Raw genomic sequence first — 13,779 nt, forward strand, 5'->3', positions numbered from 1 at the left:
ATTTTAAGTTTTTTATGTACAAACTATTTCTTAAGAAAGAATATGCGCTCTATTGAGTGCTTTTTTTGTTGGTTATTATTCATTTAACCAGGTCTAACATGGAATAATTAATCAATTTACGCTTAACCTAATTTTATATATTACATAAGATCTTTTTAAAAATAAGTATAAGTGGTGAATTACATGAAAAGCTTACTTGGATATTTAGGGAAAAACTTTATTTCAAATAATGAAAATCTAGCAACAGAAGCACTTAATTATATTTTAGACAATAGCTTTGCTGCTAGAAGTGCTATTACAAAGATAAATAATCATATTAATCCTAATATTGACTCGGATTTATCCTTTCAAAGCCAAGTGTATTCTAATGATAACGCTATTCCTGATATTGTTGGATTTGATACTAATAATGATTCCGTTTATATAATTGAAGCCAAGTTTTGGGCGGGTCTTACTAGAAACCAGCCAATTACTTATTTAAATCGTTTGGATAAAAATAAACCGTCCATTTTAATTTTTTTAGTACCAAAGTTAAGAATGGAATTAGTCTGGGGAGAATTAATTCAACGTCTGAATGAAGAACAAATTCCATTTTTAGATATTAACACACAAGAAAATATATTTTTTGTAAATATTAATCATAATAAACAATTAGCAATTACTAACTGGGATTATTTGTTGAATGAGATTATTTCACAAATGACTCTCCAACAGGATGAACTTCTAAAAGGGGATGTACTACAATTATTAGGATTATGCTCTGAGATGGACAACCAAGCATTCCTACCAATTCACGAGCATGAGATATCTCCTATGATACCTAAAAGAAATATGAATTATAGTGATATTGTTGATGAATTATTTTCAAAAGGAATGATTAGAGGTATTTTTTCAACTGAAAACGGAAAGTTAAGATCTGGAGCTGGAGCACACCATTATAAACGCTACTTTAAATTCGGAGAATTTTATGCAGATATTAGTTTCGATAACAGGGCTTGGTTGCATTTATATAACACACCTTTCTGGTTGAAAATTTATGGAAAGAAATGGAGCAACCCATCGGAATTAAACAAAGTTAGATTAGCTTTAAGCCCATTTCTTACCACTGCTCCTAAAAAGCTATATACAATGGATCTAGTTCCTCATATTCCTTTATTCGTAAAATATAGAGTAGAAAAATCTAATTTAGTAGATGAAATGTTAAAACAGGTAGAAGAAACCTTTAAACTACTGAAGCAAAATTATTTTTAAACATTTTCGATAAAAGATACCTAATGCATAGTGTGTCAATTTACCGATATTTTAAAATGATTTTATTACTTTTATAACTTTAATATTACATAAAATCAGACATTTTCATGACATTATTTTGTAGATAAAACAAAGCTAGATACAATGATTGGACTAAAAGGAGTGGAGAGAAATTTTAATGAAATTTTCAGTTGGATTATTAGATAGTTTATTTGATAAGAAGATGAAAATGGAAATACAAGATCAAGATTGTAATGTAAAATATAAGATGGTAACAGAGAAATGGTATGATTTGATTGTTGAACAAAAAAGATTAGTTATGTAGATTCGATTAAGTTCAAATATTGGATCCTGAGCTGTATGCCATAAATGTATACGATGAAAATCCTGAAAAAGCAGGAACTTTTTTAGTTAATAAAGCAGTATTTAAAAAAAACTATATAGAAATGAAAAGTATTCAATATAGCCGACGTGAAATTTATAAAATTGATGCTCATTGTTTCGATATAGAACTTGGTTATGCAAAATCTAAATTGACAATTGGAGATAGTATTGATTTTGAAACTGTAGAAGAATATCAATCAGAAGTGAGAGAAATTTATGCTCTAAAACTTATAAATGACACAGGTCAAAAAAACTGGATATATGTGAAAAAGGAATACTGGCTTGAATATTACAACAAACATAAAGAAAAATAATTAACTCTTCAATCATTGACTTAAATCAATGATTGAAGAGTTGATTATTTAAATGTATTAAATTTTTCTATTGAAAACCAAGAAATAATAAGGAACGACACGTCTTGAATAACTGTAAAATGTTTTTTTTATATATACTTGAAAATTTCGAAACTGATATAAATACAATTTTCAATGAGGACTAATTCGAGTGCTTCATGTAATAACCAAATGACAATTGTGATACAGTGTATAATTAAAGATTTATAACAGCTTATTTACAGCCTAACAATGCTCTTAATTGGGTTAAAATCGACAATTCCGTACTGTGAGCTAAATAAGAAGTTTATGACATACCTAAATCAAAAGACAAAATTTCAATTCGTTGGTTAAGGTTAGAATCTTTAGATTTGAAAAAATTGTTCATTTTAGTGTCAATAATCAATTGACTCGTAGTAATTATATCAATATAACCGTCTTCAGAAACGACAACTATTAAACAATTTATATTATTTTCTCTTTTTGTATAAAGATATCTTTGAGCTGAATTAAATCTAGCACCTCGTGCTGGATCACCTGGAGTTAAGTTGCCATCTAGAATGACTCCAAATGCATAACATATACCTTCTGGATCTATTATTACGGCTCCATCAATTTTCGAAATTTGTTTAATAATTTCGGGTTCTATTAATTCTGGATCAATTAATGTACCTGAATCTTCTAATCTATCTGCCTCTTTTTTGACATTATCACTATCTAAGATAACAAGCATTGTTCCTTTTTTTTGCTCTTTAATAGCATCAAATAATCTAATTAAATGCTTTTTGTTAGTTTTATTTGGATTAAAAGTGGCATGTAACTTATCCTTAAAGTAGCTGGTAGAATTATTTGTACTAATTGGAAACTTTAGTTGTAAATTTTTGAAATTAAATTTAGGTTCACCATTAATAATACAATCCCAGGAGAACCATCCAGTAAAATTTATCAATATGTGATCTTCTAATAATAGAAAATCATAAGAGTCATGAGAGTCCATTTTTTTAAATCCAAAAGCTTCTAGAGTATTTATATCAACAACTAATACTAATTCTTTATTTGTTATTTCTAAAAGTTTTCTTATTCTTTTATGATCGTTAATTTTAACCGATTTGTTTAACTTAATAATTTCAGCGACGTTTTTCTCATTTTTTCTTAAACTTTGAAAAAGTATTGTTCCTTTACATTCCAATCCTTCATATTTAAGTGAAGATATAATATGTATATCATTAATTGTTGAACTTAAATCTTCATGGACATTTGCAGCAGCTTTTCTTCCTAATTCATCATAGGATAATTCATGCCAATGGTTTTTCCATTGTTCACTAAAAGGTTGAGAAATTGGATAATCATTAATTTCATTATTAAAAATTAAAATAGGAATAATTAATTTTTCTTCATCGTTAGAATCGATATGTGCACTACCGATCCAAAAAGTCTTATCATCTAAATTTTTTAATAATGTTGCATAAGATTTATTTAGAGTTGTCATTTCATTAAATCGATAAAATATGTTATCTAACGCTGCTAGTAATTTATTAGTATTATTTGACAATTTAGATAAATTAAGCGTTTTCATTGAATCTATATAATAACTTTTTAACTTTTTAGTAAAGTCAGTGTCAGGCAAACAATAAGTATTATCTGGGTTTAATCTAAAGTTAATATCATCGTTATAATCATCTACGATTAATTTAACTGGAATACATATTAGTAAACTCTCACATAAACAATTATAAAAATTATCACTTATATCTATTTTGTTGAATTCTTTTTTTATTTTTTCTTTAAAATTTTCATATTTATTCATGCGTTCTATTTCACTCCATAATAATTAAAATTTTGAGTCTTTATAAAATAATAAATTTTTCGTTTTAGGAAGTAGTGACAGAAAAACATAAAATTGTATCACTATAAATGATTTGTTCATCATTTATTATCTCCATCATTCAAAAGATGATTTCCAGTTTCTGGATTTACAGCAACTCAGTTATTATAACATCTAACCATAATATGAAAATATATAAATCGATATAAAATTCTGATAAAATGACTCGATATTAGTAATTTATATTATAATAAAAATAATTTTAGATGATATGTTACATATTTTTACTATTTAATTTGCATCTTGAAATTGTAAAACATGCCTATTCTATATAATTGCTAATATATCAAATTTAAATTAGCACAAGGAGGTTTCATTTATATTAAGATATTGCTGTTTAATGACATAAATAATATAACGTTTTTCATAACCATACCTTACTTTTATGTGGATGAAATGTGTTGAAAAATAATAAAAATACTTAAAATAATCGAAGTGATTCAAATATGCAATTAAAAACTAAATTTTAAAATAGACGAGTAAGAAAGTGAGAGTCAAAATACATGTATAGAGTAGTAAGTTTATTTGCTGGAATTGGTGGCATTTGTTTGGGATTTAACAGCACAATACTAAATGGTGAGCAAGCTGCTAAAGTAATTTGGGCAAATGAAATCGACAGTCATTCTTGTTTAACATACCAATTGAACTTTGGTAATAATAACTTGTGGCAAGGTGACATTAATGAGATTAATGAGAAAATTCCATTTGTTGACATATTAACAGGGGGGGTTCCTTCCGAAGTTTTTAATAGTGAAGGAAATCACAATGGATATGATCGCACGAGAAAAACATTATTTGGTGAATTCTTTCGCTTTATTAGAGATCATAAGCCGCGTGCGGTTTTACTTGAAAACGTAAAAGATCTCCTAAATCACGATAATGGTAATACTTTGAGGATTATTAAAGAGAGTTTATACGAAGAAGGTTATATTATTGCACAGCATATTTTTAACTCATCTGAATATGGAAATGTTCCTCAAAAACGAGAACGGATTTATTTAGTGGGATTTCTTGACTTGAGAGTATTTGATGAATATATGAGAAACCCAATTCTTCCAATAGAATTAACTCGTACAATTCAGGATATTATTGAGCCTGAGGAACGCAAGGATGAATCTTTTTATTTTACAAGCAAATCACAGTATTTTGATTTGTTACGCAAAAACGTGATAAATTCGAATGAATTATACAATTTACCAAGCATTTATATGAGAGAAAATCTAAATAATTCATGTCCGAAACTAATTGAAAAAATGATTGCTGGTGGACATAATGTTCCTATAGTATTAGACCAACATGGCATACGTAAAATAACACCAAGGGAGGCACTTTCATTACAAGGATTTCCTGAGGCATTTCTATTTCCAAAAGGTTTGGCGTTAAGCCATCTATATAGTCAAGCTAGAAACTCTGCAACAGTTCCTGTTGTACAACGTATTGCACAAAACATGGTCAACGCTTTATATTATTACGATCGAATTAACCAGTCAGTATCTGAATATGCACATACTGAATAGAGAAAACGAAGTTTCATCACATGAAACACCTAATACTGACCCATTTTTTTATTGGGATTTCCTTGATACTGAATTAGCTTTTGCTCGATAATCAGTTTGTGTTTCAAAAGTAATGAAATTGCTTCTTGATAATCATCGTACACAGAACATTAGTCATTACAGCTTCTAAATAATATATTAACCAATTTCCATCGGAGTTATCCTTTATTAGATCTCTCCTTTGAGGAGACAAATTAGGCTCAGCATAAAAACTTATATGTTTTTTTATCATCTTAATTGATTCATCATTTAATATAATTCTTGGATTTATTGCTAGATTACTTTCTAGTTCATGTGATTCAATTATAGAGGGTCCATGTGCAAATTCACTAGATTTTGTCTGAATTTTTTAGTGGATATGATAATAAAAATTAGATGTTTAAAATTTTACTCAATTTAGGTTTTATGAGTATGTGATTCGAAATAATATTTTTGATAAAGTAGGTTGAGAAGTATGACAGTTGCTAGTTCAATAGAATTACTTGATGAGACGGCATTTGATGAAGGTCTTCCTCCTTCGCAGTCGTTGATGCAGCAATTTGAAAAAATGATTGTGACGACTTTATTACGTTCTTTTGCGCTAGACTTTATGATTAAAGATCAAGATGGAGGAAATGTCGATACTCCTCTTACTGCCCGAGAGTATGGGTTGAAGGAAGAGAAAGCACAAAATCGTTACCAAAACAAAGGTGACTATAATTCAAATTCCTTTAAGGGTGCTACAAATTACAAGGATCGAAACAAACACGCATCTTTGCAACGCGATGAAGGTCAACTTAGAGATGCCTATACGGGTCAAAAGATTTCCCGTAATGAAAAATATGATTTAGACCACACGATTGCAACAAAGGAAATTCATGAGGATCCAGCCGTATATTTAGTAAAATTAAATGGTGTAGATTTAGCAAATTCTGAAACGAATTTAAATCATACCAATTATTCGATTAATCGCTCCAAAAAGCAAAAAAAGATGACCGAGTTTTTAACTGACCTCGATAAAAGGCAAGCTGAATACGATAGCCGCTTGACATATTTGAAAAACCAACCGAATCTAACGGAAAAAGAAAGAGGCGAGTTACAGAAGCTAACAAACCTTCGTAAAGCGAATACAGAAATGATGAAGGAAGCCGATGAGAAGGCTCGGAGAGAATACAACAAAACCATTACCAAAGCCTATTTAAGTGATAAAGATACATATATGAACGTAGGGAAAGATGCATTAAAGACGGGCGGAAAAATGGCAGTACGCCAGGCGCTAGGTATTATTTTAGCTGAAGTATGGGTGATCGCTCGTCAAAAGTTTCCTATAATCATAGAAAAAATGAGGACTGAATTTTCCTTGAAAGAATTCTTCATTCAGGTAGTAGATGTATTTAGAGAAGCTTTTGAGAAGGTAAAGATGAAGTTTAAGGACCTCATTGCTAGTTTTGCGGATGGGTTATTAGCGGGACTTCTTTCATCTGTATCTACATTTATCATAAATTTCTTTACGAGTACAGCAAAACGAGTAGTGAAAATGATTCGTGATATATGGGGCAGCATTACCCAAATCTTTAAGCTGCTAGTATTTAACCCTGATCAACTACCACCAGGAGAATTAATTCGAGCTATTTCAAAAATTATTGTATTGGCTGTTGCGGTATTAGCTGGTAATTTTGTAGCCCAAGCATTAGAGGAAATGAAAATTTCAGAACTACCTGTAATTGGTGAAGCACTAACTATTTTCTTGAGCGGGTTAACGACAGGTGTCATTAGTATTTCGCTAATATACTTCATTGACCACTCGAATGAAGTTGAAAAGCTAGTAAACTACTTAAATATATTTGCTGATCAGTTTGAGGCAAAGCGGATTCATTATCAAAAGTTCAACGATAAATTAAAACAAAAGGTTAGTGAGTTAGCTCAGTTACCTTTAGAAGAGTTAAATAAACAATTAGATCGTGTAACAACTATGACTAGTCAAATGAATTTGGCTGCCACAGATGAACAACTGAATTCAATCGTTTCCAAAACAGCAAACGAGATGCAGCTTGCTCTACCTTATCAAGACCGAGTAGGCTTAAAGCAATTAATGAACGATGAAAGTTTGACTTTACATTTTGAATAGGAGTCTCGTATATGGTGTTATTCGATAAACTAAAGAATATTTCAAAGGCTGTTGTAGATGAATTGGTAACGGATGTTATTATACCGTCACTCATTCATACAGGAAAGATTATGAACGAAAATGGAAAAAGTATTGCTACAAACATTCAATCGAAGAATAAGGAAGTATTAGATCGTATATCATTGCTCGAGGATATGCAGGGACAAGGCGAAAGGTTAGAAAAGGGCATTGATCGGAATTTGACCATGATAAAAGCAAGAAGGTATAATCTTATATTACAATTAACTAGGTTCGACGATGTATTTGAGAAAATCCATAACCGACCGTCGTACAAAATCAAATCTGGAAACTTCGAAATTCCTGTGTATGACTTATTAAATATGCCGTCTCCTGATACGGATTATGATAAATTAGATAACTTCCTAGTGGATATGTATGCCGAAGATGCAGGTATACTACAAGGACTATGCCGTACTCCCGTCTTTGCTGCAATCTTGATATTCCGTCAAAAAGCACTAGTGAATAAATTCGACAATTTATTAGTTGAAGTCAATCAATGCATCGATAATTTAATATCATTAGTACATTACTTAATGAAAATAAATACCACATCAAGCAATCTATCAAAAGAATTAACTGAACTTGAAGTTGTTTTCAAAGAACAAGTAGATAAACTTTCAAAAATTGTGAGTGTAAAAATGGATTTTGAAGAATTTAGCGAAGAAGAAATAACTATTTTAGATACGAATATTAAACTAGTTGGAATTATTCTAAAGCTTATGAATGCTCACATTTGTGATAAAAAAGAAGTGTCTGCACAAGGATTTGCAAAGGTTAATATCGATGAGGTATTGAAAGTAGTCAAAGAGTCTGAAAAGGTAAGGTTGGCAGTATAAATGGTTCCTTTACTTCAAAATTAAATCAATGGTATCGAGTTTAGGTGTACTCTTGGTTGCCAATGCGATTTATGGTACAAGGTCAACGATAATTGTTTATTTTGGTAAAGGGTTGGCTTGGAATTCTACTGTATATACCTTTTTTGGATTGTAGTAAGCATGGTAATCATACGAGGATCTGCATATAACTTAATTTGAAAAATGGGAAATTACAAAACCATTAATAAGAAGGCTAACTATAAACAAGCCGTTTTCTAGTTGGAAAACGGCTTGTTTTGTAAAAGTTTGTGAACAAATGTACTTAAGCTAAAGGAGTGCTTTAGTTGAACACAATAAGGAACTGATCAATAAATCAGTTCCTATTTTCATTTTAGAAGGAAAATAAAATTTTAGTAAGGAATATTCAGTTTAAATTAAGTTCAATCATACGTTTCTCATCAAATGAAAAACCGTATTTTGTATAAAAATTGTTTTGTCTAATTTTTTCTTCGTTATTATGGGCGACTGCATGCCCTTTAATAGTTTTAATTCCTCTAATTTTAGACCAGTTAATTATAAACTCTAAGAATAAGCTACCATAACCTTTACTAACATCTTCGTTATCCAAGATCTGAATATCATTAATGTAGGAATAAATTTCATTAGTAAGTGATTCAGTAAAAATACTGATTGAAGATTGAAAATCTCTAAAATTATCATTTTGATAACTTGTTATGGTTAAAAATAAAAAATCATCTTTTTCAATTTTTGATAGTAATACTATTTCTGCCTTTTTGGTTGTTTTAAAGCCAACAAATTCTCTTTCTGGAACTAGACTTTTTTGATATTCGAATTTAGCTAAAAGTTTCTTTTCAATATAATTCATTTGAATCTCCCAAAATTTATTTTTATTTGATGTTTGTATCGGCTCAGGGTGATTAATTTTAATTTTTTAATTTTTATTAAAAATATTAACTAATATTACCATTTTGATTTAGTGGATCTTATTTGTGCTTATGAAAAGCAGGAGTAATAAAAGATTAATCGAAAATATATTAAAAAATATTAAGTAAGCGAGGTGTTTTTTTGAATTTATTTACTTTTCGCAAGATGGAAGAAGACCATTTTACAAATATTTTAACATATATATTATCTTCGTATTCTTATAATTTACTTCCTTCTTTTTTAAATGAACTACTAAATAAGGATGCTAAGGAATTTGAATTTGAAGAGTTAGGTATTGAACTTTTCTCAAAAAAAAATTCACGAACACCTAAAAATATTGAATACATAATTGGAATTGCACCATTCAAAAATTTTACTGAGTCAACTGAACTTGAAAATAATTTGGATTCTATTCCAGATGCATGGATTTATGGTAAGAATTTTACATTACTTTTTGAATTTAAGATTAGAGGATCGCTAGACAATGCCCAACTTACAGCACATAAAACAAAACTTTCTCGATATACCAAAACTATTAAATTTCAGTGGGAAGATATTATTCTAGTATTAAAAAAGATTAAAAAGGAAGCCAACGAAATACAAAATTTTTTGATTGAGGAGTTTATTATTTCAAGCACTCATTTTAATTCCAAAAGAAGATCTTCTGGTATGCCAAATGAAATAATTGGCGGAATAAAGAAAACTGGTCAACTTTACTTTATTATTACTGGGAGTAAAGAAATTGGTATATACACAGTCGATGTAATATATCCAAACGGGGTAGAAGAAAGATTAAGAGAAGGATTAAAAGGAATTCAAGAGTCAAGAAGATGGATAGCAAATTATGTTATGAAGAATCACCAAAAATTATCTTTACAATCTATAAATGAACATACAGTTTTAACAGATTTTTGTATCAAACCAGGAAGAATAAAAAATTCTTGGAATCAATGGCGATTAGGTAGTTATTTAGATCAAAATGAAAACTTTACAGGAGGTAATAATCATGGGTAAATACTGATTTGCTGCTTTAAGATCAATTGAAATAATCAAAGAAAAATTACAAAATGAGCCACTTTAGGCATGGAATCAAGCAACATCTGAAATTTTTGGTAAAGGAACTTCTAGTCAAATGAAGAGTTGTCCAAAAATGCTTTTTTGGTCTTTGTGAACTAGGTGAAATAGAAGTAAACCCAGGAAACCCAAATGTGACCATCACTCCAAATCACTCTGGAAAAACAATTTGATTCGACTCTAGTTTTCTATAAAAAATACAAAATTCCCTTTAAACTATAAAATATCTGTAAGGTTACAATTTGAAAGATTTTAGAGGAAAAGAAGAATGTTCGAGAAATGATAATTCGAATAATACTTTAATGGATGAATATTTAAGTAATATTTCATTTTTTATTGAAAGGAATCTTAAAATGAACAGTCCGAGCAACATTAAATTATACATAAGAGATTTATTGCTTAAGACAAATGAATTTAACCCAATCACGATATCATCAATAAAAGATGAATTAAAACTGATATTTAATATAACGAAAAGTGATAAAAGTATACGTCGCTATATTGAGCAGCTTGACGAATTTGGACTGGATATCGATTTTAAAAATGCCAAGCATGGTGAAAAACATTATTACTTAATTGGTCAAGTCCAAAATTTTAGCACTGCAGAATTACGGTTAATTATTGATGCAATAACGTCTTCTAAATTCTTAACAAAAAGTGATACAACAAAAATAATTAATAGAATAAAAGAATTGGCACCGATTGCTGAAAGAAAAAAGTTAGAAAACTTATTATTTGTAGATAATCAAGTAAAAACAAATAATAAACACGTGAAACATTGGATCGAAACAATTCATGGATGTATTTCGGAAAAATTGATTTTAAGATTTAAATATCATCGTTTTAATAGAAAAAAACAATTGGAATTTAACCATAATGGTAAGGTTTATGAAATTAAGCCTTATTCTTTAGTTTGGAATCAAAACTATTACTATTTAATTGGGAATGATAAGTATACAAATCAAATAAAGCATTTTAGGGTTGATCGAATGGATTCAGTTCAATATTCAAATGAATATTTTCAAATAGAATGGTTTGATACAGCTCTTTATTTGAGAAAAACGTTTAATATGTATAGTGGTGAAGTCCATCGTGTTAAAGCTTTATTTCACCATCATTTAATAAATGTATTAATTGATTATTTTGGTACAGAATTGTTTGTAAAACAGTTTGATGAAGAACAAATAGAGATAACATTTGATGCAGCTATGAGTGATGGATTGGTCTGTTGGTTTTTAACATGGGGTTCAGATGCAAAAGTATTAGAACCTCAATTATTGAAAGACAGATTAAAAGAAGAATCGATAAAATTTTTTAATCAATATAACTAGCTAGGTATAAGTAAATACCTGGCTATTTTGGTTTTGAATTGAATAATAAAGGTTTGTATATTCTGAACAGAATTTTAGAAGTTCAAAAAGTGTAACTCTAAAAAATATAATGATTTTATAAGGAAACAATCTTCGCAATGTAATCGAAATTATTATCACCTAACTAGGAGTGAAAAAAATGGAGAATATGGCATGGATGGAAATTATAAATATTGGAGCTGAAGGAGGTAGTATTTGTTTATTTGGAAAAAAACTAGATACTGGTGAATGGATTTTTTCTAGAGTAGTGAATGAGATTTTTTATAATGATGAATCAAATTCAGATACTAATCAACCGAACAAACTAGAAAATCTTGAAAAAAATAGTGTCATTGGTTGGAAGAATGCTATGAATTTATTAAATGGATACCCTTGGAAAAGGCTTTCTCCTACGTATGTACATCCAGATTTTTTAAAACTAGTTTATAAGGAATGTAAATTCAAAAAAGTTTCTTCAAGATGGAACCAGTACTTTATGAAAAATAGTCTAAATGAGGTTGAAGGGTTAGATCCTGCTTGTGAAAAACTGTTAAATTTTATTAAGCAATCTGACTACACTCTTGTATTAACTGGAGCAGGATTGTCAGTTTCTAGTGGGTTACCCGATTTTCGATCATCAAAAACAGGATTATGGAGAAATAAAAATCCTATGACATTGGCAAGTTTAAATGCTTTAGAGAATAATCGAAATGAATTTATTGAATTTTATACGGAAAGAATTAAAACTCTACAAGGTGTTTTACCCAATGTTGCACATAAAATATTATCTAAATGGGAAAAAAAATGTCTACTCAATTCCGTGATTTCGCAAAATGTGGATTCTTTACATCAAGCTGCAGGAAGTGAAAACGTAATTGAATTACATGGAACGCTTAGTAATTGTTACTGTAATCAATGTAATACCGAGTATGGCAGTCAAAAATTTCTAAATAAAGATTATGAATGCAGCTGCGGTGGGTTTATTCGTCCATCAGTAGTTTTATTCGGTGAAGACTTACCTTTTAAAGCGATAGAAAATGCTATTAAAGAGACCTCCAGAGCTAAACTATTTATAGTTTTAGGATCTTCTTTATCGGTTGCTCCTGCAAATTACTTTCCTAAGGAAGCAAAGAAAAATGGTGCAAGATTAGTAATTATTAACAAAGAACCGACTGAGCTGGATAATATTGCGGATCTTGTGATTCAACGACCAATTTCAGAAGTGTTAATAAAAATTGACTCAGCTTTACAACCATGATCAGTAAAAACTCAAATGAAAAGTGAGGATTATTATGAGTAATAGACAGTTTCCAACGTTTGTAGATTTACCAAAAGTGACTATTATTGAAGATAGAGAAAATAATTTCAGATACAAAATAAGCATACCATTTCAATTCGCAGTCCCTAGGAAATCCAAAAAAGCATTAGTAATTATGAAAAACCCTAGTAAAGCTAGAATTGATCATATTATGAAGATTTATCACTCAGATACAACTGCAGATAGAGTACTTAATTATTTATATAGAAAAAGTTTTACTGAAGTAATAATAGTTAATTTATTTGCAACATATGAAACTTATGCAGAAAATCTAAATAAGTTAGTAAACGAACCTAATAAATTGATTGGAATACAAAATGATACTATAATACAAGATTGCATTAAAGAACTAGAAGAAAATGATATAATTTTAGTTGCTTGGGGTGGCTACCCAAAGGACTCATCAAAAGAAATGAAAATTATTTATCATGAGAGAATCAATAAAGTCGAGTCTCTAATAAATAAGAAAAATGTAAAATATGTAGATAGATTGGTAAAAAATAAGAAGTTTCCTCTACATGGATTGCAATGGGCATATGACCAAGAACTTTACGATTATTTAATCCAGAAAAATTCAATAAAATAAATTTTTACACTTAAGTATAATAAGTAAAATTATAAAAATAGGAATAAATAAAAGCCGCAAATATAATTCCACAATAAAATCAGCATAGTATATACACAGAAATGAACTTCTTTAGTT

13 protein-coding genes are annotated in these 13,779 nt (G+C 29.2%); 11 read left to right on the top strand and 2 right to left on the bottom strand.

The features are described 5' to 3' along the window. The first annotated feature begins 183 nt into the window (after positions 1-183). From MY490_RS11225 to MY490_RS11235, 3 genes are all read left to right on the top strand, one after another. Positions 184-1,251: a PH domain-containing protein gene (locus MY490_RS11225; RefSeq protein ID WP_248269268.1), complete on the top strand. Its 1,068-nt coding sequence runs from the start codon at positions 184-186 to the stop codon at positions 1,249-1,251. A gap of 178 nt (positions 1,252-1,429) precedes the next feature. Beyond that, positions 1,430-1,576, top strand: coding sequence for a hypothetical protein (locus tag MY490_RS11230; protein ID WP_248269269.1), 147 nt, complete (start codon positions 1,430-1,432; stop codon positions 1,574-1,576). A gap of 19 nt (positions 1,577-1,595) precedes the next feature. Further along, the gene (locus MY490_RS11235; protein WP_248269270.1) at positions 1,596-1,949 is read left to right on the top strand and encodes a hypothetical protein; all 354 of its coding nucleotides are present in this window, start codon (positions 1,596-1,598) and stop codon (positions 1,947-1,949) included. 325 nt (positions 1,950-2,274) lie between these two features. Here MY490_RS11235 and MY490_RS11240 read toward each other — a convergent pair whose 3' ends face one another. Then, positions 2,275-3,774 (bottom strand): DNA integrity scanning protein DisA nucleotide-binding domain protein, encoded by a 1,500-nt coding sequence (locus tag MY490_RS11240; RefSeq protein WP_248269271.1) that lies wholly within the window; start codon positions 3,772-3,774, stop codon positions 2,275-2,277. 581 nt (positions 3,775-4,355) lie between these two features. Between MY490_RS11240 and dcm the strand changes: the two genes are divergently transcribed. From dcm to MY490_RS11255, 3 genes are all read left to right on the top strand, one after another. Then, positions 4,356-5,369, top strand: a complete 1,014-nt coding sequence (gene dcm, locus MY490_RS11245; RefSeq protein WP_248269272.1) for a DNA (cytosine-5-)-methyltransferase — start codon at positions 4,356-4,358, stop codon at positions 5,367-5,369. A 493-nt stretch (positions 5,370-5,862) separates the two neighbouring features. Next, positions 5,863-7,515 carry a hypothetical protein gene (locus MY490_RS11250; protein ID WP_248269273.1) on the top strand — a complete coding sequence of 551 codons (1,653 nt, stop codon included), beginning with the start codon at positions 5,863-5,865 and terminating at the stop codon, positions 7,513-7,515. An 11-nt stretch (positions 7,516-7,526) separates the two neighbouring features. Next, positions 7,527-8,411 carry a hypothetical protein gene (locus MY490_RS11255; protein ID WP_248269274.1) on the top strand — a complete coding sequence of 295 codons (885 nt, stop codon included), beginning with the start codon at positions 7,527-7,529 and terminating at the stop codon, positions 8,409-8,411. A 403-nt stretch (positions 8,412-8,814) separates the two neighbouring features. Here MY490_RS11255 and MY490_RS11260 read toward each other — a convergent pair whose 3' ends face one another. Beyond that, the gene (locus MY490_RS11260) at positions 8,815-9,276 is read right to left on the bottom strand and encodes an N-acetyltransferase (RefSeq protein WP_248269275.1); all 462 of its coding nucleotides are present in this window, start codon (positions 9,274-9,276) and stop codon (positions 8,815-8,817) included. A 200-nt stretch (positions 9,277-9,476) separates the two neighbouring features. Between MY490_RS11260 and MY490_RS11265 the strand changes: the two genes are divergently transcribed. From MY490_RS11265 to MY490_RS11280, 5 genes are all read left to right on the top strand, one after another. Continuing rightward, on the top strand, positions 9,477-10,349 hold the full coding sequence (locus MY490_RS11265) for a hypothetical protein (RefSeq protein WP_248269276.1): 873 nt from the start codon (positions 9,477-9,479) through the stop codon (positions 10,347-10,349). Between the two features lie 91 nt (positions 10,350-10,440). After that, positions 10,441-10,506, top strand: a complete 66-nt coding sequence (locus tag MY490_RS22330) for a hypothetical protein (protein WP_432707073.1) — start codon at positions 10,441-10,443, stop codon at positions 10,504-10,506. Positions 10,507-10,651: 145 nt separating this feature from the next. Then, positions 10,652-11,740: a helix-turn-helix transcriptional regulator gene (locus tag MY490_RS11270; protein WP_248269277.1), complete on the top strand. Its 1,089-nt coding sequence runs from the start codon at positions 10,652-10,654 to the stop codon at positions 11,738-11,740. Positions 11,741-11,918: 178 nt separating this feature from the next. Beyond that, positions 11,919-13,016 carry an NAD-dependent deacylase gene (locus MY490_RS11275; protein WP_348983789.1) on the top strand — a complete coding sequence of 366 codons (1,098 nt, stop codon included), beginning with the start codon at positions 11,919-11,921 and terminating at the stop codon, positions 13,014-13,016. A gap of 34 nt (positions 13,017-13,050) precedes the next feature. Further along, positions 13,051-13,662, top strand: a complete 612-nt coding sequence (locus tag MY490_RS11280; protein ID WP_248269278.1) for a DUF1643 domain-containing protein — start codon at positions 13,051-13,053, stop codon at positions 13,660-13,662. Positions 13,663-13,779 lie beyond the last annotated feature (117 nt).

It is taken from the genome of Gottfriedia acidiceleris, from assembly GCF_023115465.1.
GTDB lineage: Bacteria > Bacillota > Bacilli > Bacillales > Bacillaceae_G > Gottfriedia > Gottfriedia acidiceleris_B.

What these genes read in the sequence shown, in the direction of transcription:
- MY490_RS11260 (WP_248269275.1), bottom strand. Translation starts at nt 9,276, where the DNA reads ATGAATTATATTGAAAAGAAACTTTTAGCTAAATTCGAATATCAAAAA.
- dcm (WP_248269272.1), top strand. Translation starts at nt 4,356, where the DNA reads ATGTATAGAGTAGTAAGTTTATTTGCTGGAATTGGTGGCATTTGTTTG.
- MY490_RS11275 (WP_348983789.1), top strand. Translation starts at nt 11,919, where the DNA reads ATGGAGAATATGGCATGGATGGAAATTATAAATATTGGAGCTGAAGGA.
- MY490_RS11240 (WP_248269271.1), bottom strand. Translation starts at nt 3,774, where the DNA reads ATGAATAAATATGAAAATTTTAAAGAAAAAATAAAAAAAGAATTCAAC.
- MY490_RS11280 (WP_248269278.1), top strand. Translation starts at nt 13,051, where the DNA reads ATGAGTAATAGACAGTTTCCAACGTTTGTAGATTTACCAAAAGTGACT.
- MY490_RS11230 (WP_248269269.1), top strand. Translation starts at nt 1,430, where the DNA reads ATGAAATTTTCAGTTGGATTATTAGATAGTTTATTTGATAAGAAGATG.
- MY490_RS11255 (WP_248269274.1), top strand. Translation starts at nt 7,527, where the DNA reads ATGGTGTTATTCGATAAACTAAAGAATATTTCAAAGGCTGTTGTAGAT.
- MY490_RS11250 (WP_248269273.1), top strand. Translation starts at nt 5,863, where the DNA reads ATGACAGTTGCTAGTTCAATAGAATTACTTGATGAGACGGCATTTGAT.
- MY490_RS11225 (WP_248269268.1), top strand. Translation starts at nt 184, where the DNA reads ATGAAAAGCTTACTTGGATATTTAGGGAAAAACTTTATTTCAAATAAT.